Source organism: Mycolicibacterium sp. XJ1819, assembly GCF_053483675.1.
The window spans coordinates 26,647-45,572 of the sequence record NZ_JBEFST010000002.1 but is presented as its reverse complement, the minus strand read 5'-3'; the positions used below and the strand labels follow the sequence as shown (position 1 = coordinate 45,572).

Annotated in this window: 20 protein-coding genes; 12 read left to right on the top strand and 8 right to left on the bottom strand. The window is 68.6% G+C overall.

Annotated elements, in window-relative coordinates:
• Positions 1–26 precede the first annotated feature (26 nt).
• The 6 genes from ttfA to nhaA are packed head-to-tail and all read left to right on the top strand — an operon-like array spanning position 27 to position 6,166.
• Positions 27–854, top strand: a complete 828-nt coding sequence (gene ttfA / locus ABQE89_RS02130; protein WP_448413664.1) for a trehalose monomycolate transport factor TtfA — start codon at positions 27–29, stop codon at positions 852–854.
• A gap of 14 nt (positions 855–868) precedes the next feature.
• A complete protein-coding gene (locus tag ABQE89_RS02125) occupies positions 869–1,645 on the top strand; it encodes an SDR family NAD(P)-dependent oxidoreductase (RefSeq protein WP_448413662.1) in 777 nt (258 codons plus the stop codon).
• A 10-nt stretch (positions 1,646–1,655) separates the two neighbouring features.
• Positions 1,656–2,558: a hypothetical protein gene (locus tag ABQE89_RS02120; RefSeq protein ID WP_448413660.1), complete on the top strand. Its 903-nt coding sequence runs from the start codon at positions 1,656–1,658 to the stop codon at positions 2,556–2,558.
• Positions 2,551–3,192 (top strand): TrmH family RNA methyltransferase, encoded by a 642-nt coding sequence (locus tag ABQE89_RS02115; protein WP_448413658.1) that lies wholly within the window; start codon positions 2,551–2,553, stop codon positions 3,190–3,192. The genes ABQE89_RS02120 and ABQE89_RS02115 overlap by 8 nt, the downstream gene beginning before the upstream one ends.
• A gap of 14 nt (positions 3,193–3,206) precedes the next feature.
• Positions 3,207–4,307 carry a glycoside hydrolase family 76 protein gene (locus ABQE89_RS02110; protein WP_448413656.1) on the top strand — a complete coding sequence of 367 codons (1,101 nt, stop codon included), beginning with the start codon at positions 3,207–3,209 and terminating at the stop codon, positions 4,305–4,307.
• Positions 4,304–6,166, top strand: a complete 1,863-nt coding sequence (gene nhaA, locus ABQE89_RS02105; RefSeq protein WP_448413654.1) for a Na+/H+ antiporter NhaA — start codon at positions 4,304–4,306, stop codon at positions 6,164–6,166. Before ABQE89_RS02110 ends, nhaA begins: the two co-directional genes overlap by 4 nt.
• On the opposite strand, the gene ABQE89_RS02100 is transcribed toward nhaA, so the two are convergent.
• Complete coding sequence (locus ABQE89_RS02100; RefSeq protein ID WP_448414169.1) at positions 6,163–6,837, bottom strand: VTT domain-containing protein; 675 nt, start codon at positions 6,835–6,837, stop codon at positions 6,163–6,165. The genes nhaA and ABQE89_RS02100 overlap by 4 nt on opposite strands.
• Before the next feature lie 129 nt (positions 6,838–6,966).
• Here ABQE89_RS02100 and ABQE89_RS02095 point away from each other — a divergent pair, with 129 nt between their 5' ends.
• Complete coding sequence (locus ABQE89_RS02095) at positions 6,967–7,992, top strand: alcohol dehydrogenase catalytic domain-containing protein (RefSeq protein ID WP_448413652.1); 1,026 nt, start codon at positions 6,967–6,969, stop codon at positions 7,990–7,992.
• An 11-nt stretch (positions 7,993–8,003) separates the two neighbouring features.
• The gene (gene fbaA / locus ABQE89_RS02090) at positions 8,004–9,041 is read left to right on the top strand and encodes a class II fructose-bisphosphate aldolase (RefSeq protein WP_448413650.1); all 1,038 of its coding nucleotides are present in this window, start codon (positions 8,004–8,006) and stop codon (positions 9,039–9,041) included.
• Here the strand turns inward: fbaA and ABQE89_RS02085 are convergent.
• Positions 9,034–9,861 (bottom strand): Rv0361 family membrane protein, encoded by an 828-nt coding sequence (locus tag ABQE89_RS02085; RefSeq protein WP_448413648.1) that lies wholly within the window; start codon positions 9,859–9,861, stop codon positions 9,034–9,036. The two genes, fbaA and ABQE89_RS02085, sit on opposite strands and share 8 nt — an antisense overlap.
• Before the next feature lie 89 nt (positions 9,862–9,950).
• Here ABQE89_RS02085 and ABQE89_RS02080 point away from each other — a divergent pair, with 89 nt between their 5' ends.
• The gene (locus tag ABQE89_RS02080; RefSeq protein ID WP_448413646.1) at positions 9,951–10,367 is read left to right on the top strand and encodes a DUF3151 domain-containing protein; all 417 of its coding nucleotides are present in this window, start codon (positions 9,951–9,953) and stop codon (positions 10,365–10,367) included.
• 7 nt (positions 10,368–10,374) lie between these two features.
• Here ABQE89_RS02080 and ABQE89_RS02075 read toward each other — a convergent pair whose 3' ends face one another.
• From ABQE89_RS02075 to ABQE89_RS02065, 3 genes are all read right to left on the bottom strand, one after another.
• Positions 10,375–11,265 (bottom strand): cation diffusion facilitator family transporter, encoded by an 891-nt coding sequence (locus ABQE89_RS02075; protein ID WP_448413644.1) that lies wholly within the window; start codon positions 11,263–11,265, stop codon positions 10,375–10,377.
• A 176-nt stretch (positions 11,266–11,441) separates the two neighbouring features.
• Entirely contained in the window at positions 11,442–12,221 is a 780-nt protein-coding gene (locus tag ABQE89_RS02070) for a site-2 protease family protein (protein ID WP_448413642.1), read from the bottom strand.
• A gap of 53 nt (positions 12,222–12,274) precedes the next feature.
• On the bottom strand, positions 12,275–12,850 hold the full coding sequence (locus tag ABQE89_RS02065; RefSeq protein WP_448413640.1) for a peptidase M50: 576 nt from the start codon (positions 12,848–12,850) through the stop codon (positions 12,275–12,277).
• A gap of 44 nt (positions 12,851–12,894) precedes the next feature.
• On the opposite strand from ABQE89_RS02065, the gene ABQE89_RS02060 reads away from it, so the two are divergent.
• The 3 genes from ABQE89_RS02060 to ABQE89_RS02050 are packed head-to-tail and all read left to right on the top strand — an operon-like array spanning position 12,895 to position 15,479.
• Complete coding sequence (locus tag ABQE89_RS02060; RefSeq protein WP_448413639.1) at positions 12,895–14,193, top strand: adenylosuccinate synthase; 1,299 nt, start codon at positions 12,895–12,897, stop codon at positions 14,191–14,193.
• The gene (locus tag ABQE89_RS02055) at positions 14,190–14,831 is read left to right on the top strand and encodes a PaaI family thioesterase (RefSeq protein ID WP_448413637.1); all 642 of its coding nucleotides are present in this window, start codon (positions 14,190–14,192) and stop codon (positions 14,829–14,831) included. Before ABQE89_RS02060 ends, ABQE89_RS02055 begins: the two co-directional genes overlap by 4 nt.
• 3 nt (positions 14,832–14,834) lie before the next feature.
• The gene (locus ABQE89_RS02050; RefSeq protein WP_448413635.1) at positions 14,835–15,479 is read left to right on the top strand and encodes a hypothetical protein; all 645 of its coding nucleotides are present in this window, start codon (positions 14,835–14,837) and stop codon (positions 15,477–15,479) included.
• Here the strand turns inward: ABQE89_RS02050 and ABQE89_RS02045 are convergent.
• Genes ABQE89_RS02045 through ABQE89_RS02035 form a run of 3 tightly spaced genes read right to left on the bottom strand, consistent with a single transcriptional unit; the run spans position 15,450 to position 18,844 of the window.
• Positions 15,450–15,644, bottom strand: coding sequence for a ferredoxin (locus ABQE89_RS02045; RefSeq protein WP_448413634.1), 195 nt, complete (start codon positions 15,642–15,644; stop codon positions 15,450–15,452). The two genes, ABQE89_RS02050 and ABQE89_RS02045, sit on opposite strands and share 30 nt — an antisense overlap.
• Positions 15,641–16,846: a cytochrome P450 gene (locus tag ABQE89_RS02040; protein WP_448413631.1), complete on the bottom strand. Its 1,206-nt coding sequence runs from the start codon at positions 16,844–16,846 to the stop codon at positions 15,641–15,643. Before ABQE89_RS02040 ends, ABQE89_RS02045 begins: the two co-directional genes overlap by 4 nt.
• A gap of 9 nt (positions 16,847–16,855) precedes the next feature.
• Positions 16,856–18,844 (bottom strand): MMPL family transporter, encoded by a 1,989-nt coding sequence (locus tag ABQE89_RS02035; RefSeq protein ID WP_448413629.1) that lies wholly within the window; start codon positions 18,842–18,844, stop codon positions 16,856–16,858.
• Positions 18,845–18,926 lie beyond the last annotated feature (82 nt).

The following is an 18,926-nucleotide window of genomic DNA, read 5'->3' as shown; positions in this document are numbered from 1 at the left end:
TGGTCCGTGCCAGTAGGCTGACCGTAATGGTGCCGCTTTGGTTCACGCTGTCCGCACTCTGTTTCGTGGGTGCGGCGGTGCTCTTGTACGTGGATATCGACCGTCGACGCGGCTTGGGCCGCCGTCGTAAATCATGGGCGAAATCGCACGGCTTCGATTACGAACACGAATCCAGCGACATCCTCAGCCGCTGGAAGCGTGGCGTGATGTCGACCGTCGGCGACGTCACCGCCAAAAACGTCGTACTCGGCCAGATCCGCGGCGAGGCGGTGTTCATCTTCGACCTCGAGGACGTCGCGACTGTCATTGCGCTGCACCGCAAGGTGGGCACCAACGTCGTGGTCGACCTGCGCCTCAAGGGCATCAAGGAGCCCCGCGAGAACGACATCTGGCTGCTCGGGGCGATCGGCCCGCGCATGGTCTACTCCACCAACCTCGACGCGGCCCGACGCGCGTGCGACCGGCGGATGGTGACATTCGCCCACACCGCGCCCGACTGCGCCGAAATCATGTGGAACGAGGAGCACTGGACGCTGGTCTCGATGCCGGTCACCAGCACCCGGGCGCAATGGGACGAGGGCCTGCGCACCGTGCGCCAATTCAACGACTTGCTGCGGGTGCTTCCGCCGACGCCGCAGGCCATGGCGGGCCAGTCGGTGGCCAGGCGCAGCTCGTTGCCGGGCCGTCCGCTCAAGCCCGCGCCGTCGCGCGCAGAGGCGGCACCGCGGGCCGAGGCGCCCCCGGGCCGCGCCGATGCCCGCTACACCCCGCCGTCCCCCGGCCGCCGGGAAGCGGTCCGCAGGCAGCCGCCGCCGTCGCGAAACGGACGTCAGTCCCCGCACTATCAGCGGTAAGTACTCTCTAGGGCATGTCACGCCCTGTCGCACTGATCACCGGGCCGACGTCCGGGCTGGGCGCGGGATTCGCCCGCAGATACGCCGTCGACGGCTACGACCTGGTGCTGGTGGCCCGCGACGTCGCGCGGCTGGAGCGGCTCGCCGCCGAACTGCGCGACGAAGCCGGGGTCAACGCCGAGGTTCTGGTCGCCGATCTGGCGCAGGCCGGCGACCGCGCCAAGGTCTGCGACCGGCTCGCCGAGGGCGTCCGAGTGCTGGTCAACAACGCCGGCTTCGCCACCGCGGGCGAGTTCTGGAGCACCGACTACGCCGTGCTGCAGTCCCAACTCGACGTCAACGTCACCGCGGTCATGCAACTGACCCACGCCGCGCTGCCGTCGATGCTCGACGCCGGCGCGGGCACGGTGATCAACGTGGCGAGCGTCGCCGGCCTGCTGCCCGGGCGCGGGTCGACGTACTCGGCGTCGAAGGCGTGGGTGATCGCGTTCACCGAGGGGCTGGCCAACGGCCTGGGCGGCACCGGTGTCGGCGTGCACGCGCTGTGCCCGGGTTTCATCCGCACCGAGTTCCACGAACGCGCCGGCATCGAGATGAGTGGCACCCCTTCGTTTCTGTGGCTGCAGGTCGACGACGTGGTGCGCGACACCATGGCCGACGTCGCCAAGGGCAAGGTTCTCATCGTTCCGGGCGTGCAGTACAAGGCGCTGACCACCGGAGGCCGGCTGGTGCCGCGGAACCTGGTGCGGGCCATGACCAAAGTTGTCGGCCGCGGTCGCAACCGGACCTGAGCCACGGCAAGTGTCTGTGCGTTCAGTGATCGCGGGCCTGGCCGCGCTCGTCTTGATCGCGTCGGCGTGCGCCGGCGACGACGAGAACCTCCACCCGTACGCCGCCCAGACCGCTTCCGTCGGGGAGTCGCTGGCCATCCTCGGCTGGAACATGTCGGTGTCCAACCTGCGGTTCGACGGTGAGCACGTGCTCGTCGACGTCGACGCCTCGCCGTCCGAACACGGTGGCGGACACGCCGATCCCAAGGATTTGCGGTTCGGTCTCTACGGTGCGCTGGCCCATCCGATCGAGGCCGATGCGATCGGCGGTTGCCGCGACGTGACCGACCTCGCGGTACAGCCGCTGTCGGCGCCCTCACCCGACCGGCTCAGCGGCACAGTGTGTTTGGGGCCGCAGCGGGACCAGTCCCAGGTGCGTGGGGTGTACGTGTATTCGCCACGCGATCGGATCGCGGGCACCACCACCGCGTGGCCCGCGGCGTTTCCCGTTGGCCTGCCGTCGACGCGGGAGCACGACACCGGTCTGGCGCTCAAGACCACCAGCCTCGACGCGTTCCGGGCCGACGGCGCCATGCTCAGCCCGACGGCGCTCGGCGACCCCAACGCGTTCACCGGCGCGGGCTACATGCTGCTCGGTCTCGAAATCGACGGGCTGGCAGCGCAATACGGTGACGTCTCGACGGCCCGCGGCGGACCGACGATGGTGGCGGTGGCGCCCACCAGGCCGGCGCCGGGGCTGAGCCACGCCTGCGACGTCTACGGGGCGTCGGTGCTCGTGCTGCCTGACGCCTCGCGCGACGCGGTCGCGGTGAAAGTGACCCTGTGCACCCAGGGCGAGATCAACGCCGCACTGCTCTATCCCACGGTGTCGCTGATCGGCACCCACGCCGCATTGTGGACCACCCGTGAATGAGCCGGGCCCGACCGAATGGGGCGAGGGCCCCGGCGTGGGTCCGTGGCAGGGCCCGCCACCGGACGACGAGCGCTACGACCCCGCACTGTTGCGTGACGGGGACCGGCGCAATGTGGTTGACGCGTACCGCTATTGGATGCGGGAGGCGATCATCGCCGACATCGACACCCGCCGACACCCGCTGCACATCGCGATCGAGAACTTCGGCAACGACGCCAACATCGGTGCGGTGGTGCGCACGGCCAACGCCTTCGCCGTCGACACCGTGCACATCGTGGGCCGGCGACGCTGGAACCGACGCGGCGCGATGGTGACCGACCGCTACCAACGCCTGCGCCACCACGACACCACCGCCGAGTTGCTGACGTTCGCCGCGGGTGCTGGACTGACCGTCGTGGCGGTGGACAACGTGGCGGGCGCCGCGCGCATCGAACACACCGCGCTGCCACGCGAGTCCCTGCTGATCTTCGGCCAGGAGGGCCCCGGGATCACCGACGACGCCAAAGCGGGTGCGGCGCTCACGGTGTCGATCGCTCAATTCGGCTCCACCCGCAGCATCAACGCGGCGGTGGCCGCCGGTATCGCGATGCACACCTGGATCACGCAACACGGGGACATCGACAAGGCCTGGTAGGGCAGGATCGACACATGGATCAGGTATGGGCCAACAGGGCGGCCAGCGCAGAGGCGGCGATCACCCGCCGCCACCTGAAGAGGTTGTGGGGGCTGCCGGGCACCCAACTCGGCGTGGTGGCCTGGCCGGCGGCCCGTAACCACAAGTTGTTCGGGGTATGGCACTACTGGTGGCAGGCGCACCTGCTGGATTGTCTGGTCGACGCGCAGGTGCGCGATCCGCAACCCGAGCGCAGGTCCAGGATCGCCCGCCAGATTCGCGGTCATCGGTTGCGCAACACCATGCGGTGGACCAACGACTACTACGACGACATGGCGTGGCTGGCGCTGGCCCTCGAGCGCGCCGGGCGGCTGGCGGATGTGCCGCACACCAGGGCCCTGGACAAGCTCGCCGAGCAGTTCCTCAACGCGTGGGTGCCCGAGGACGGCGGCGGCATCCCGTGGCGCAAACAGGACCAGTTCTTCAACGCCCCCGCCAACGGTCCGGCGGCGATCTTCCTGGCCCGCCACGACCGGTTACGCCGCGCCCAGCAGATGGCCGACTGGATCGACGAGTTACTGATCGACCCGGAGACCCACCTGGTGTTCGACGGGATCAAGGGTGGCTCGATGGTGCGCGCGCAGTACACCTACTGCCAGGGTGTGGTGTTGGGGCTGGAAACCGAACTCGCCGTGCGCACCGACGACGCAGACCACGCCGGGCGGGTCCAACGGCTGGTGGCCGCGGTGCGCGACCACATGGTCACCAACGGTGTCATCCGGGGCGCGGGTGGCGGGGACGGCGGCCTGTTCAACGGGATACTGGCCCGCTATCTGGCCCTGGTGGCCACCGCGCTTCCGCAGGCCACCACCGAAGACGCCGAAGCCCGCGACACCGCGCGTTCGCTGGTGCTGCAGTCCGCCGAGTCGGCGTGGGAGAACAGACAGACCGTGGACGGGCTGCCGCTGTTCGCCGCGTTCTGGGACCGCACCGCCGAAATACCCACCGCGGCAGGCACGGAAGCGCAGTTCGTCGAGGGCGCGGTCAACGCTTCCGAGGTGGCCGAACGCGACCTGTCAGTGCAACTGTCGGGCTGGATGCTCATGGAGGCGGCTCACCACGTGGCCCGGACGTGACCTCAGAGGCAGATCCCGGCGCCGTTGCTCGGTTGCCTGCACGGTTCAGTCGCGACCCGAAGGCGGTCAAGACCAAGGAAAACGCCGCGGTGGCGGTGCTGCTGGCGTTCACCCTGGCCGCGCTGGTGTGGGCCAACAGCCCGTGGGCCCAACACTACTGGGGTCTACTGGACACCTACGTGGGCATCACGCTGGGCACCCACCACTTCGATCTGACCGTCAAGCATCTGATCAACGACGGCCTGATGACGTTCTTCTTCTTCATCGTCGGCCTCGAGGTGAAGCGCGAATTCGCCATCGGGGAACTCACCGACCGGTCGAGGGCGGCGGTGCCCGTGGTCGCCGCGGCCGCCGGTCTGGCGGTACCGGCCGTGGTGTTCTGGTTGTTCAACCCGTCCGGCGACAACGCTCACGCGTGGGGCGTGGTGATCTCCACCGACACCGCGTTCCTGGTCGGCGCGCTGGCCCTGGTCAAGCCCAAATTCCCGGGGCGACTGCGGACCTTCCTGCTCACCCTCGCAGTCGTCGACGACGTCGGCGCCCTGATCGTGATCGCCCTGTTCTACTCCGACGAGATCAGGGTCGTGCCGCTGGCGGTGTCGGTGCTGCTGTTCGTCGCGGTCATCCTGGTGCGGTTCCTGCCCGGCGCCCGCGGGCCCGCCTACGCGGTGCTCGGCTTCGCACTGTGGGTGACGATGTTCTTGGCGGGACTGCACCCGACACTGGCCGGGGTGGCCGTCGCGCTGCTGATCCCGGTCTTCGAACCCGAACGCCAACAGGTCGAACAGGCGGTCGAGGTCATCCGGGCATTTCGCCAGTCGCCCAACTCCACCTATGCGCGCACCGCCACCCGCCGTCTGCGCCAATCGATTTCGATCAACGAACGACTGCAGACCGACGTCGGACCGTACGTGTCCTTCCTGGTGTTGCCGTTGTTCGCGCTGGTCAACGCCGGCGTGCGGTTGGACGCGGCCAGCCTGACCGCCGCGGCGCGGTCGCCGCTGACGTGGGGCATCGTCGCGGGCCTGGTGATCGGGAAGTTCATCGGCATCAGCGGCGCGACGTGGTTCATGCAACGTACCGGCCTCGGGCAACTGGCGCCGGGGTTGACGCTGCGGCGGGTGACCGGCGGTGCGTGGCTGTCGGGCATCGGGTTCACCATTTCGCTGTTCATCGTCGACATCGCGATCAGTGACCCGGCGCGCCAGGATCAGGCCCGCATCGGCGTGATCGCCGCGTCGCTGATCGCCCTGCTCTTCGGGTGGGCGACGTTCCGCATCACGGATCTGATCAGTCCGCCGGAACCTGTCGGCGTCAAGCTCATTCGTCCCGTCGATCCCGACCGTGATCGCCTCCAGGGTGACCCGAACGCCCCGCTGACGCTGGTGGAGTACGGCGATTTCGAGTGTCCGTTCTGCAGCAGGGCCACCGGGGCGATCGAGGAAGTCCGCGCGCATTTCGGTGATGACCTCTGCTACGTGTGGCGCCACCTGCCCGTCGAGCGGGTGCATCCGAGGTCGTTCGACGCCGCCAGGGCCAGCGAGGCCGCGGCGCTGCAGGGCAAGTTCTGGGAGATGGAACGCGAACTGTTCGCCCACCAGGACGATCTGGAGTGGTCGGACATGTACCGGTACGCGGTGGCCAGCGGCTGCGACATCGAACGCTTCGACCAGGACGTGCGGGTGCACTCGGCCAAGGTGCTGCGTCGGGTGCAGGACGACGCGCAGGACGCCGAGGCGATGGACCTCAACTCCACGCCGACGTTCTTCGTCAACGGAAAGCGTCACACCGGCCCGTGGGACGCGGCCAACCTGATCCGCGCCCTGGAGGCGGGTCGGCGACGAACGGAGGCGCCCTAGGGCGTGTCGATGACCGGTTGGGCCAGTTGCGCGGCGGCGCGCTTCGCGGCGCGGCGGCGCTTGTACCACTCGATGAACATCGGCAACACCGACACCACCACGATCGCGATGACGATCGGCTCGAGGAGCTGCTGCACGGCCTCGAAACGGCCCAGCCAGTACCCGAGCAATGTCAGCCCGACGCCCCACACCACCGCGCCGAGGATGTTGAACAGCGCGAACACCGGGTAGCTCATCCGGGCGGCCCCGGCGGTGATCGGGGCCAGCGTGCGCACGATCGGCACGAACCGCGCGATCACGATCGCGAACGGTCCGCGCTGCTCGAAGAACACGTGCGCCTCGTCGAGATACTTCTGTTTGAGGAACCGGGCGTCGGGTTTGAACATCGCGGTGCCGATGTTGCGGCCGATCCAGTAGCCCACCTGACCACCGAGGATGGCGGCGACCGGGATGAAGATCAGCAGCTGCCAGAGCTGGAAGTTGATCGCGGTGCCGTCCTCGGCCAGCGCGGCGGTGCCCGCGGCCAACATGCCCGCCACGAACAGCAACGAATCGCCCGGCAGGACGGGGAACAGCACCCCGGACTCGACGAAGATCACGACCAGAAGGCCCACCAGAGCCCACCCTCCGAAGTACCCGAGAAGCGTCATCGGGTCCAGGAAATCCGGCATCAGCGCCAGCTGGTCGCCGGCCGCCGAGTAAAGGGTGGAGGTCACAAGGCCCAAAGATACCGCTCGTGGTCGCCGAACTGCGAAACGTCGATGTCGAGCGGCCGGGCGGGCCCGTCGTTACGCTCGGGTATGCCCACTCACCGAGCCGTTCTCGTCGACGCCGCGGGCGCCGCGCTACGGCTGGCCGACGTCGAAACCGCTCGGCCACCGTGCGACCACGTCCGCATCAAGGTGGCGGCCTGCGGCGTGTGCGGCACCGACCACGGCATCGTCAACGGTCAGTTTCCCGGGTTGACGTGGCCGGTGACCCCGGGGCACGAGATCGCGGGGACGATCGCCGAACTCGGCGAGATCACCGACGACTCCGGCGGCGGATTTCGGGTCGGCGACCGGGTCGCGGTCGGGTGGTTCGGTGGCAACTGCAACAGCTGCGTGCCCTGCCGCCGGGGCAGGTTCATGCAGTGCGCACGGATGCAGGTGCCCAGCTGGCATTACCCGGGCGGCTACGCCGAGTCGGTCACGGTGCCGACCACCGCGCTGGCGCGCATCCCGGACGGACTGTCCTTCGCCGAGGCCGCCCCGATGGGGTGTGCGGGCGTCACCACCTTCAACGCGCTGCGCAAGACGGCGGCGGTGGCCGGTGATCTGGTCGCGGTCCTCGGTATCGGCGGACTCGGCCATCTCGGGGTCCAGTGGGCCAGGGCGATGGGCTTCGAGACGGTGGCGATTGCGCGGGGCGCCGACAAGGCCGACGACGCTCGCGCGCTGGGCGCGCACCACTACATCGACTCGACCGCCGGGGATGTCGCGTCGGCTCTGCAGGCCGTCGGCGGCGCGGCGGTGGTGTTGGCCACCGCGGCCAACTCCGCGGCGATCGGCCAGACCGTGGGCGGGTTGGGCCCGGAGGGCGAACTGGTGGTCGTCGGGGTGTCTCCCGACCCGCTGCCGATCAGCCCGATGGACCTCATCACAGCCGGCCGCCGGGTGACCGGGCACCCCTCCGGCACAGCCCGCGATGTCGAGGAGACCATGGGTTTCGCCGTGCAGTCCGGGGTGCGTGCGCGTATCGAGGAACGACCGCTGGCCGAGGCCGCCGACGCCTACGCGGCGATGGAGGCAGGCCGGGTGCGCTACCGCGGCGTGCTGACCGTCTGAGAGGACCACTCATGGCCATCGCAACACCCGAGATCTACGCCGAGATGCTGGACCGGGCCAAGGCGCACGCTTTCGCGTTCCCGGCGATCAACTGCACGTCGACAGAGACCGTCAACGCCGCCATCAAGGGCTTCGCCGATGCGGGCAGTGACGGGATCATCCAATTTTCCACGGGCGGAGCGGAATTCGCCTCCGGCCTAGGAGTCAAGGACATGGTGACCGGTGCCGTCGGCCTCGCCGAGTTCGCCCACGTCGTCGCCGAGCGGTATCCGGTGAACGTGGCACTGCACACCGACCACTGTCCGAAGGACAAGCTCGACACCTACGTGCGCCCACTGCTGGCGATCTCGCGCGAGCGAGTCGCCGCCGGCGGGCGCCCGCTGTTCCAGTCGCACATGTGGGACGGTTCGGCGGTGCCGATCGACGAGAATCTGGCGATCGCGCGTCGACTGCTCGACGAGGCCGTGGCGGCCAGGATCGTGCTGGAGATCGAGATCGGGGTGGTCGGCGGCGAGGAGGACGGGGTGGCGCACGAGATCAACGACAAGCTCTACACCACCGCCGAGGATTTCGAGAAGACGGTCGAGGCGCTGGGCGCTGGCGAACACGGCCGGTACCTGCTGGCCGCGACGTTCGGCAACGTGCACGGCGTCTACAAGCCGGGCAACGTCAAGCTACGGCCCGACGTCCTTGACGAAGGGCAAAAGGTCGCCGCGGCAAAACTCGGGTTGCCTTCGGATGCAAAGCCTTTCGACTTCGTTTTCCATGGCGGCTCGGGTTCGCTGAAATCCGAGATCGAGGAGTCGCTGCGCTACGGCGTGGTGAAGATGAACGTCGACACCGACATGCAGTACGCTTTCACCCGGCCGGTCGCCGCGCACATGTTCGCCAACTATGACGGGGTGCTCAAGGTCGACGGTGAGGTCGGCGACAAGAAGACCTACGATCCGCGCAGCTATCTGAAGAAGGCCGAGGCGTCGATGGCCGAGCGCGTGGTGGAGGCCTGCCGCGACCTCAACAGTGCGGGCCGGTCGATCGCGCTCAGTTGACGGGTGCCTGACAGACCTTCCACTGCTCGTCGCGGAATTCCAGGTCGAAGCTGCGCGTCGAGCGGGTCTGCGGTGCATAGGCCATGAACGCGGTGACGTTGGCTTCGGCGTGATCGCCGTTGACCACCACCTGGTCGATGCTGGCGACCACCGGGTACCGCTTGGCGGCGGCCACCCGCTTGTGGATCTCGGCCCACGTCTTGTCGTCGTATCTGACGTAGCTGTCCCGTTTGGCGCCGCAGGTGATGCTGCGCAGCGTGGCCAGATCGCCGTTCTGGATCGCGGTGTCGAAGGTCTCGATGGTCTGGCGGACCTGGTCTTCCTGCGACACCTTGGGCGTCGAGGCGCGGGTCAGCAGCACGGTGCCGAGCACCGCGACGGCCACCAGCGCGGCGATCACCAGCAACAGCGCCACCACCCAGCCCCAGCTGCGACGGTGAGGCTGCGCTGGAGACGATTCGTCCCGAGGCGGAATATGCTGGGGAGCAACGGGTTTAACGGGGCCACCGGCTCCCGGCGGGGTGGCGAACACCTCGGTGGCCGGATCCGCGGGAGTGTCGATCCGCTGCGTCGAGCCGGCGTCGAACCCCGAGGGGGCGGTGAACCGGCGCTCGGGCGGTGGGGACTGTTCGTCGGGTTGCTGCTCGTGCGTCTGAGCCGGCGCCATCACTTCGGTCACCGGCTCGTGCTCGGGATCCGGTTGAATCGCCTCGGTGGGCGCTTCACCGGCGGCGGTGCCGTCGCCCAGCCTGTCGCCCCCCGTCTCGGCAACCGCGTCGGTGACGTCATCCGGCTGATCAGGCCCTGGTGGGTTCGTCATCCGTGCTGCAGTCCTCCCTTACGACGCTACCGCCGGAAGCTTAGCGATCCGCATGCCGCCGCGCCGTTGACGCACGGCACAATGGGGTCATGACGCGGATGGGAGATCTTCTGGGACCGGATCCCGTGCTGTTGCCCGGCAACCCCGGGGCCGAGCAGGAGTTGGCGGACGCCGAGAACCCGGCCATCGTGGCGGCCGCTCATCCGTCGGCCTCGGTGGCGTGGGCGGCGTTGGCCGAGGAGGCGTTGAGCGAGGACAAGGCGATCACCGCCTACGCGTACGCGCGCACCGGTTATCACCGCGGTCTCGATCAATTGCGCCGCAACGGCTGGAAGGGCTTCGGACCGGTGCCCTACAGCCACGAACCAAACCGCGGATTTCTGCGTTGCGTGGCCGCCCTGGCACGCGCCGCCGACGAGATCGGCGAAACCGACGAATATCAGCGCTGCGTGGATCTGCTCGACGACTGCGACCCCGAGGCGCGCGCGAAGCTCGGGCTTTCCTGACCCCGGCTCACTCCGCCTCACAGCGGCAGTCGGCGGTGCTGTCGGGGTGCTCCACCTGAACGGTCGAATGATCCAGGCCGCGCTCGGCGAGTACCGTGCGGGCGTCGTCGAGCACCAGCGCGGAATCGCGGGTGCTGGTCAGGTGCGCGGTGACCATGTCCTTGCCGGGAACCAACGTCCACACGTGCAGATCGTGCACCTCGGTGACGCCCTTGACGGCGCCCAGTGCGGTGCGTAACTCCTCGACGTCGATGTGGGCCGGGGAGGACTCCGACAGGATCCGAAGGGCCGCACGGGCCAGCGAGAGCGCGCGTGGCAGCACCCACAGCGCCACGAAGACCGCCACCACGACGTCGGCGTAGGGCCAGTGCGTCGTCACCGTCACGATGCCCGCGATGAGCACCCCGACACTGCCCACGGTGTCGGCGAGGACCTCCATGTAGGCGCCCTTGACCGCCAGGCTGTCCTTGGAGTGCGAGCGCAACAGCAGCACGACCACGCCGTTGGCGGCCAATCCGGCCAGCGCGACCACGATCATCGGCACACCGGGTATCTCCGGCGCATCGCCGAGTCGGCGGATCGCCTCGAAGAGGATGAAACCGGCCACACCGAACAGCAGCACGGCGTTGGCGACCGCGGTGAACACCTCGGCCCGGTGCCACCCGTAGGTACGGGCAGGTGACGTGCTGCCGCGGCGGGCCAGCAGCACCGCGGTCAGGCCCATGAACATCGCCACCAGGTCGGTCAGCATGTGGCCCGCGTCGGCGAGCAACGCGATCGAGTCGATGATCAGCGCGGTGGACAGTTCGACGATGAAGAAGACGGTCAGAATCGCCGCGGCGATGAGCATCCGGCTGACCCGGGCGTCCCGCTGGCTGTGATCGTGGCCGGCACCCATACCCAGCAATATATGCGTAAATTCGCATATGTTTCAAGTTCCTCGGGCCGAGCAGGGCACTTTTCCCGGCACTTTTCCCGGCGCTTTTCCCGGCGAGCAGACGCAAATTCAGCCGACACGCCGGTGAAAGTGCGGAGTTTCCGTCTGCTCGCGAGGGGCGCGAGGGGAGGGAACGGTCAGAACCAGGCGGACCAGAATCGCGTCAGCGCGTTACCGGCGCCCACCAGCTGACGGGGTACGCCGGAGATGTCGAAGAACCACAGCACGACGTCCCAGAACCACTGATTGAGCCCCGGGGTGAGCAGCAGGATCAGCAGGATGAAGAAGCCCCACTGCTTGGCCGGCTGCAACGCCCGCTGGGTCTGGGGGCTCAGGTGCGGCTCCAGGGCGCCGTAGCCGTCCAGGCCGGGGATCGGCAGCATGTTCAGCACGAATGCGGTCACCTGCAAAAACCCCAGGAACGCCACCCCCGACCAGAACACCGAGCGCTGCGGGTCGCGCATCAATGCGGTCAGGCCCAGCAGCGCGATGGCGAAGACCAGGTTGGTGGCCGGGCCCGCGAGGCTGACGAGTGTCTTCTGCCGTCGCGTCATGAACGAGGTTCGCACCCACACCGCTCCGCCGGGCAACCCGATGCCGCCGATCGCGATGATCAGGATCGGCAACCCGATCGACAGCAGCGGGTTGGAGTATTTCAACGGGTTCAGCGTCAGGTAGCCGCGGACCGGCACGTCGTGGTCGCCGAAGCGCCACGCGGTGAAGGCGTGGGCGAATTCGTGCAGGCACAGCGTCACCACCCAGCCGGCGATGACGAAGACGAACACCCCGACATATGCCAGCAGTCGCGGCGCGTCGGCGGCGACCCATGCCAGCGCCCCGCCGACCGCCGTGAGCGCGACGATCGCGATGAAGATCGGGCTGGGCCGCACCGACTGGCGCAGCGGATGGACGTTCACGGCTTGACGCTACCTCCCCGCGAGTGCGCCATTTCGTCGAGTTCGGTGGCGCGTCAGCTCACCCGCAACCAGCCCTCGGTGTGCCGGTAAAACGTCGACCGCTTGACCTGCCGCGGCGCCGCGACCCCGTCGCGCACCACCGTGGCGCCCGACGTGCCCAGCTGGGCGGCCCGTCCGACCGCCCAGCGCCGCGGCCGCCTGCCGATGACGGCCGCCCGCAGTCCCGGCATCGTCGAGGTCGGCTCGATCCGCACGCCGCTCACCTCACCGTCGAAGAGCACCGTGTCGTCGACGACGGCCTCACCGTGCAGCGGGTCGCCACGCCACTCGGCCGCCCCGACGATCACCGTGCCGGTGTCGTCGCGGATCAGCGGTACCCGCGTCGCGGTGCCGTTCAGGACCCGTCGCGCCTGCCAGCGTCGCCGCACGTGGCCCACCTCGACGTCGAGCCGGCCGGTGCGCATCAACCGGGTCAGCGTGGCGGCCAGATCGGCGTCCGAGCCCACCACCACCAGCCGTCGGCAGTCCGCATCGGCGGTGTCGACGACCGGCAGCCTGCGCAACACACGGGGCAATCGTCGACCGCCGCACAGCAACACCGCGACGTCGGCTGGGCTAGTGTGGGTCACCGGCTGCACACACTTACTCGAGCCATAGAGCGGGAGATTAAGCCATGCCGGCAATCGTGCTCATCGGCGCCCAGTGGGGCGACGAGGGCAAAGGAAAAGCGACCGATCTGCTCGGTGGTCGCGTGCAGTGGGTAGTGCGCTACCAGGGTGGCAACAACGCCGGGCACACCGTGGTGCTGCCCACCGGCGAGAACTTCGCCCTTCACCTGATCCCGTCGGGCATCCTCACCCCCGGAGTCACCAACGTCATCGGCAACGGCGTCGTGGTCGATCCCGGGGTGCTGCTCACCGAGCTGCAGGGCCTGCAGGACCGCGACGTGGACACCGAGCGGCTGTTGATCTCCGCCGACGCGCACCTGCTGATGCCCTACCACGTGGCGATCGACAAGGTCGTCGAGCGCTATGCGGGCAGCAAGAAGATCGGCACCACCGGCCGCGGCATCGGGCCCTGCTACCAGGACAAGATCGCCCGCATCGGGATCCGGGTCGCCGACGTGCTCGACCCCGGTCTGCTGGCCGAGAAGATCGAAGCCTCGCTCGAGCTCAAGAACCAGGTGCTCGTCAAGATCTACAACCGCAAGGCCATCGACGCCGCCGAGGTGGTCGACAACCTGCTGCAGCAGGCCGACGGGTTCCGCCACCGGATCGCCGACACCCGTTACCTGCTGAACACCGCCCTGGAACGGGGCGAGATCGTGCTGTTGGAGGGATCGCAGGGCACCCTGCTCGACGTCGACCACGGCACCTATCCCTATGTCACGTCGTCGAATCCGACGGCCGGGGGCGCCGCGGTGGGCTCCGGAATCGGCCCGACGCGCATCACCACGGTGCTGGGCATCCTCAAGGCCTACACCACCCGGGTCGGATCGGGACCGTTCCCCACCGAACTGTTCGACGAGAAGGGCGAATACCTGTCCAAGGCGGGCGGGGAGGTCGGGGTGACGACCGGCCGCCGCCGCCGCTGCGGCTGGTTCGACGCGGTCATCGCGCGCTACGCCACCCGCGTCAACGGCATCACCGACTACTTCCTCACCAAACTTGATGTGCTGTCCAGCCTGGAGACGGTGCCGGTATGCGTCGGCTACCGAATCGGCGGCCAGCGCGTCGACGACATGCCGATGACCCAGTCCGACATCGCCCGCGCCGAGCCGATCTACGAGGAGTTGCCGGGGTGGTGGGAAGACATCTCCGGCGCCCGGGAGTTCGACGACCTGCCCGCGAAAGCACGCGACTATGTGCTGCGACTGGAAGAGCTTGCCGGAGCATACGTTTCGTGTATCGGTGTGGGCCCGGGCCGGGATCAGACGATCGTTCGCCGCGACATCCTGGCCGGCCGGTCGTGACCGCGCCCGACGATCCGCATCAGCTCGACCCCGATTACGACAAGCACGGCGGCTTCCCGGAGTTCGAACCCGCCGACCCCGGCCCGGGGTTCGGGCGCTTCCTGGCCGCGATGCGACGCGTACAGGATCTGGCGGTGTCGGCGGCACCGGACAGTGAGACCTGGGAGCAGGCCGCCGACAAGGCCGAGGAACTGGCCAAGCTGCTCGGCCCGTTCGAAGCCCCCGAGCTCGTCGGGCCCGCCAACCGGGTGCCCGATTTGCCCGGCTCCGGCAGCTTGCTTATGCCTCCGTACCGGATCGTCGAATTCGGCGCTGACGGAGTGGAATTGACCGTCGAGTTCAGCCGGTTCTCGGTGGGCGGCAACAGTGCTGTACACGGTGGAGTGCTGCCGCTGCTGTTCGACGAGATATCCGGCATGGTCGTGCACACCGTCGGCCGACCGATCAGCCGCACCGCGTTTCTGCACGTCGACTACCGCAAGGTGACGCCGATCGACACCCCGCTGACGGCTCGCGGCTGGCTCCGGGAGACGCAGGGCCGCAAGGCTTTTGTGAACGCGGAGTTGCGTGACCCCGAGGGCAACGTGCTCGCCGAGGCCAACGCGTTGATGGTCCAGCTACTACCCGGACAGCCCTGACTCGTGCATCGGCTCGCGACGCCCAGGGCCGCCGCGGTGGCCGGTGTGCTGTTCGCGTTGTTCTTCGGCACGACGATCGTCCTCATCCGCACCGCCCTGCCCGACGGCGGTGAACCCGGGTCTCAGTGGATCGCGGGTGCCAGCGGACAATTTCGGGTCTCGGCGATCCTGGTGCCGTTCGCGGGCATCGCGTTCCTCTGGTTCATCGGCGTCATCCGCGACGGGTTCGGCCGCTACGAGGACAAGTTCTTCGCCACGGTGTTCATCGGCAGTGGCCTGCTCTTTCTGGCCATGATCTTCGCGGCGTCCGGGGTGGGGGCGGGCCTGGTCGCCATCAAGGACGAGGCCGACGTCACGGCCCGCGATCAGTTGGCCGGGTTCGGTCAGGCGATGCTCGAAGTCCTCAGCACCACATACGGATTGCGGATGGCGGCGGTGTTCATGATCTCGCTCGCGACCATCTGGCTGCGGACAGGTCTGATGCCGCGTTGGCTGGTGATCGTCACGTACCTGACCGCGGTGGGGCTGCTGGTCGCCGCCGACATCAGCTTGTGGCTGGTGTTGGCCTTTCCCCTTTGGGTGCTGGTGGTCAGCGTCTTGCTGCTGGTGCGGAACGCTTTACTCGACGACCAGCGTCAAAGCCTGTGATGGACACAGTTTCACCGCTTCGCGGACCCGGTCGGCCTCGTCGTCGGGCAACTCGCCGGCCAGCACCACCACGATGCCGTCGTCGTCCTGGTCGAAAACCGCATCGGCGACCATCACGCAGTTACCCGCCTGGATGCACACATCGCGGTCGGCTTGCACTCTCACCAGCTCACCTCCAATGACTTCAGACCGTAGATGAAGTGAAAGGAGCGGAACTGCACCTCGCCGAAATCCTCGGCCAGCGCCAGCGTGGGGAAGCGGCGCAGCACCGCCGGGAAGGCGATGCGCATCTCCATGCGGGCCAGCGGGGCGCCGAGGCAATGGTGGACGCCGTGGCCGAATCCGAGGTGGCCGATCGCGCCGCGGCCGATGTCCAGGGTCTCCGGCGAGTCGATGAAGTCCGGATCGCGGTTGGCCGACGGCAGCGACACGAACACCAATTCCCCGGCCGGGATGTGCACACCGGCGATCTCGACGTCGGTGGTGGTGATGCGCGGGATGGCGCTGTGCACGATCGACAGCCAGCGCAGCAGTTCCTCGACCGCTGGGCCGACGGCGGCGTCCTCGTCGCGGACCGCCGCCAACTGGTCGGGACGTCGCAGCAGCGCCAGCACACCCAAGCCGAGCATGTTCGACGTGGTTTCGTGCCCGGCGAGCAGCAACAGGCCGGCGATGCCGACGAGTTCGTCGTCGCCGAGTTCGGCGCCGTGTTCCCGTACCAGCATGCCCAGGATGTCCTCGCCGGGATGCCGCCGCGCCCGCTCGACCAGCGACTGCATGTATGCGCGGCCCTGACGCTGCAGGTCGAGGCGTTCGGGGATCGGGATGGACAGGTCGAGTTGGCGTGCACTGCGCCTCTGGAAGTCCGCGCGGTCGTCGTAGGGCACACCCAGCAACTCACAGATCACCAGCGAGGGGATCGGCAGCGCGAAGTGCTCCACCAGATCCACTGGCGGACCGGCGTTTTCCATTGCGTCGAGGTGCTGGTCGACGATCTCGACGATCCGCGGCTCCAGCCGCTTCATCCGGCGGATGGTGAACTCCGGAGTGAGCATGCGTCGCAGCCGCTGATGCTCGGGTGGGTCCAGGGCGAGCAGGTTGCCGGCCCGCGCGCTGGCCACTTCTTCGTCTGAAAGCGTTGGTGCCCCGGGGATCACGAATCCCGACGGCCTGGTGTTGGAGAACCGCTGGTGGTCCGACAGCACGGCCTTGATGTCGTCGTGGCGGGTGACGAGGTAAACCTGCATGCCGAACGAGTTGGTGGTGACGCGCACCCCGCCGCTCTCGCGGATCTCGCGCAGTTCGGGGGTGGGGTCGAACCCGTCGCGCCGCATGTGCAGCGGCGGAAGTTCGGCAGCCTGGGTCATCCTTTGACGTTACCCGCGGGTGGGCTCGCGCAGGGCGGGCCACCAGATGCGCGGTCCGATCAGCGTGAACAGCGCGGGAATGATCACCGTGCGCACGACGAAGGTGTCGAGCAGGATGCCCAGCCCCACGATGATGCCGACCTGGGTCAGCACGATCAGGGGCAGCACCCCGAGCACGCAGAACACCGAGGCCAGCACGATGCCGGCGCTGGTGATGACGGCCCCGGTGGCCGACACCGCGCGCACGATTCCGTTGCGGGTGCCGTGCCCGGGTGTCTCCTCGCGGGCGCGGGTGACCAGGAAAATGGTGTAGTCCACGCCGAGCGCCACCAGGAACAGGAACGCGAACAACGGCGCGGTGTTGTCCAGCGCGGGGAAGCCGAACAGGTGCACGCTGGCCCAACCGCCGAGGCCGAGCGCCGCCACCGAACTGAGCACCGTCACCGCCACCAGGAGCAGCGGTGCCAGCGCCGATCGCAGCAGCACGTAGAGCACCGCCAACACGACGGCAAGGATCGCGGGTATCACCACCGCCCGGTCGTGGCCTGCGGCGGCGCCGGCGTCGCGGGCGGTGGCGTCGCTTCCCCCGACCAACGCCGCGGAGTCCACGTCACGCACCGAATTCCGCAGTGCGTCAACGGTGTCGAACGCCTCGTCGGATGCGGGTTCGGCATCGAGGACCACCGACCACTGGACCAGACCGTCCGGGCTGCGGCCGGTCTGCGTGACAGACACCACCCCAGGGGTCTCGGCGATCGCACGCTCGATGTCGGCGGCGTCGCGGCCCAGCGCGATGACCCGGGTGGGATCGGTCAGACCGCTGGGAAAGTGCGCGGCCAGCGTCTCGTAGCCGCTGACGGACTCGGCCTGCACGCGAAACTGTTCGGTCTGCGACAGCCCGACCGGGGTGGACAGCAGCCCCGTGCACAACAGCGCCAGCGCTGCGATGGAGATCACCGCGACGCGGCCCGGTCGGCGGGCCACCGACTCGGCGATGCGGTGCCAAACGCCGCTGTCGGTGAGGGGTTTCGCCCCGACCTGAGGAACGAACGGCCAGAACAACCGTCTGCCGAACAACCCCAGCAGCGGCGGCAGCACCAACAGCACGTACACCGCGGCCACCACCAAACCGGCCGCCGCCTGCACGCCGAGACTGCGGACACTGGGTGAGGACGCCAGCAGCAACGTCAACAGCGCCAACACCACGGTGGCGTTGCTCGCGACGACCGCCGGCGCGGCGCGACGCACCGCGGTGCCCAAGGCGTCGCGGTGGTTGTCGTTGCGGCCCAGCTCTTCTCGATACCGGGAGATGAGCAGCAGGGCGTAGTTGGTGCCGGCCCCGAACACCAGGACGCTGGTGATGCCCGACGTCGAACCGTCGGGGCTCATGCCCAGCGCGCCGGCCGCGGTCGCGCCGATCACCGCGGCGACCCGGTCGGCGAAGCCGATCACCGCCAGCGGCACCAGCCACAACACCGGCGAGCGATAGGTGATGATCAGCAACAGCGCCACCACGGTCGCGGTCACCACCAACAGCGTGACGTTGGCGCCGGAGAACGAGTTCGCGATGTCGGCGCCGAACGCGGGCCCGCCGGTCACCTGGGTGCGCAGATCGCCGGGGAGGCCGTCGCCGACGCTGCGCCGGAGTTCCTTGATCGCGTCGTTGAGTTCGAAGCCGCTGAGGTCGCCGTCCAGCGGCGCCGCGGCCAGGGCGGCCTTGCCGTCGACGGAGATCTGGGCCGGCCACTTCTGCTCGATGGCCGCGCGGTCCGCGGGGTTGAGCACGCCACCGTCGTCGCGGGTGACCACGATGATCGCCGGGGTGCGGTCACCGCCGGGAAACTGAGCGGCCAGCGCCTCGACGCGGGCGGACTCCGCGTTGTCGGGTACCGGCACCGGTGAGCGCTGGCTGGAGTCGTCGCTGCCGATCACCGCCAGAAGCGCGGCCGAAACCGCGACCACCGCCAGTGCCAGAACCCCCGCCAACCGTCTGCCCATGCCTTCCACCTTTCAGCGACTTGACTAGTAACCGCAATCGGCGCCGCCTAAGCGGGCGCCGTAGCGGGCATCTGGCAGGCTG

Bases quoted from the DNA above. Each gene is read 5' to 3' on its own strand.
- ABQE89_RS02080 (WP_448413646.1), top strand. From the start codon at position 9,951: ATGACGCGGATGGGAGATCTTCTGGGACCGGATCCCGTGCTGTTGCCC.
- ABQE89_RS02060 (WP_448413639.1), top strand. From the start codon at position 12,895: ATGCCGGCAATCGTGCTCATCGGCGCCCAGTGGGGCGACGAGGGCAAA.
- ttfA (WP_448413664.1), top strand. From the start codon at position 27: ATGGTGCCGCTTTGGTTCACGCTGTCCGCACTCTGTTTCGTGGGTGCG.
- ABQE89_RS02040 (WP_448413631.1), bottom strand. From the start codon at position 16,846: ATGACCCAGGCTGCCGAACTTCCGCCGCTGCACATGCGGCGCGACGGG.
- ABQE89_RS02110 (WP_448413656.1), top strand. From the start codon at position 3,207: ATGGATCAGGTATGGGCCAACAGGGCGGCCAGCGCAGAGGCGGCGATC.
- ABQE89_RS02085 (WP_448413648.1), bottom strand. From the start codon at position 9,861: ATGACGAACCCACCAGGGCCTGATCAGCCGGATGACGTCACCGACGCG.
- ABQE89_RS02095 (WP_448413652.1), top strand. From the start codon at position 6,967: ATGCCCACTCACCGAGCCGTTCTCGTCGACGCCGCGGGCGCCGCGCTA.
- fbaA (WP_448413650.1), top strand. From the start codon at position 8,004: ATGGCCATCGCAACACCCGAGATCTACGCCGAGATGCTGGACCGGGCC.
- ABQE89_RS02075 (WP_448413644.1), bottom strand. From the start codon at position 11,265: ATGGGTGCCGGCCACGATCACAGCCAGCGGGACGCCCGGGTCAGCCGG.
- ABQE89_RS02125 (WP_448413662.1), top strand. From the start codon at position 869: ATGTCACGCCCTGTCGCACTGATCACCGGGCCGACGTCCGGGCTGGGC.
- ABQE89_RS02100 (WP_448414169.1), bottom strand. From the start codon at position 6,837: ATGCCGGATTTCCTGGACCCGATGACGCTTCTCGGGTACTTCGGAGGG.
- ABQE89_RS02035 (WP_448413629.1), bottom strand. From the start codon at position 18,844: ATGGGCAGACGGTTGGCGGGGGTTCTGGCACTGGCGGTGGTCGCGGTT.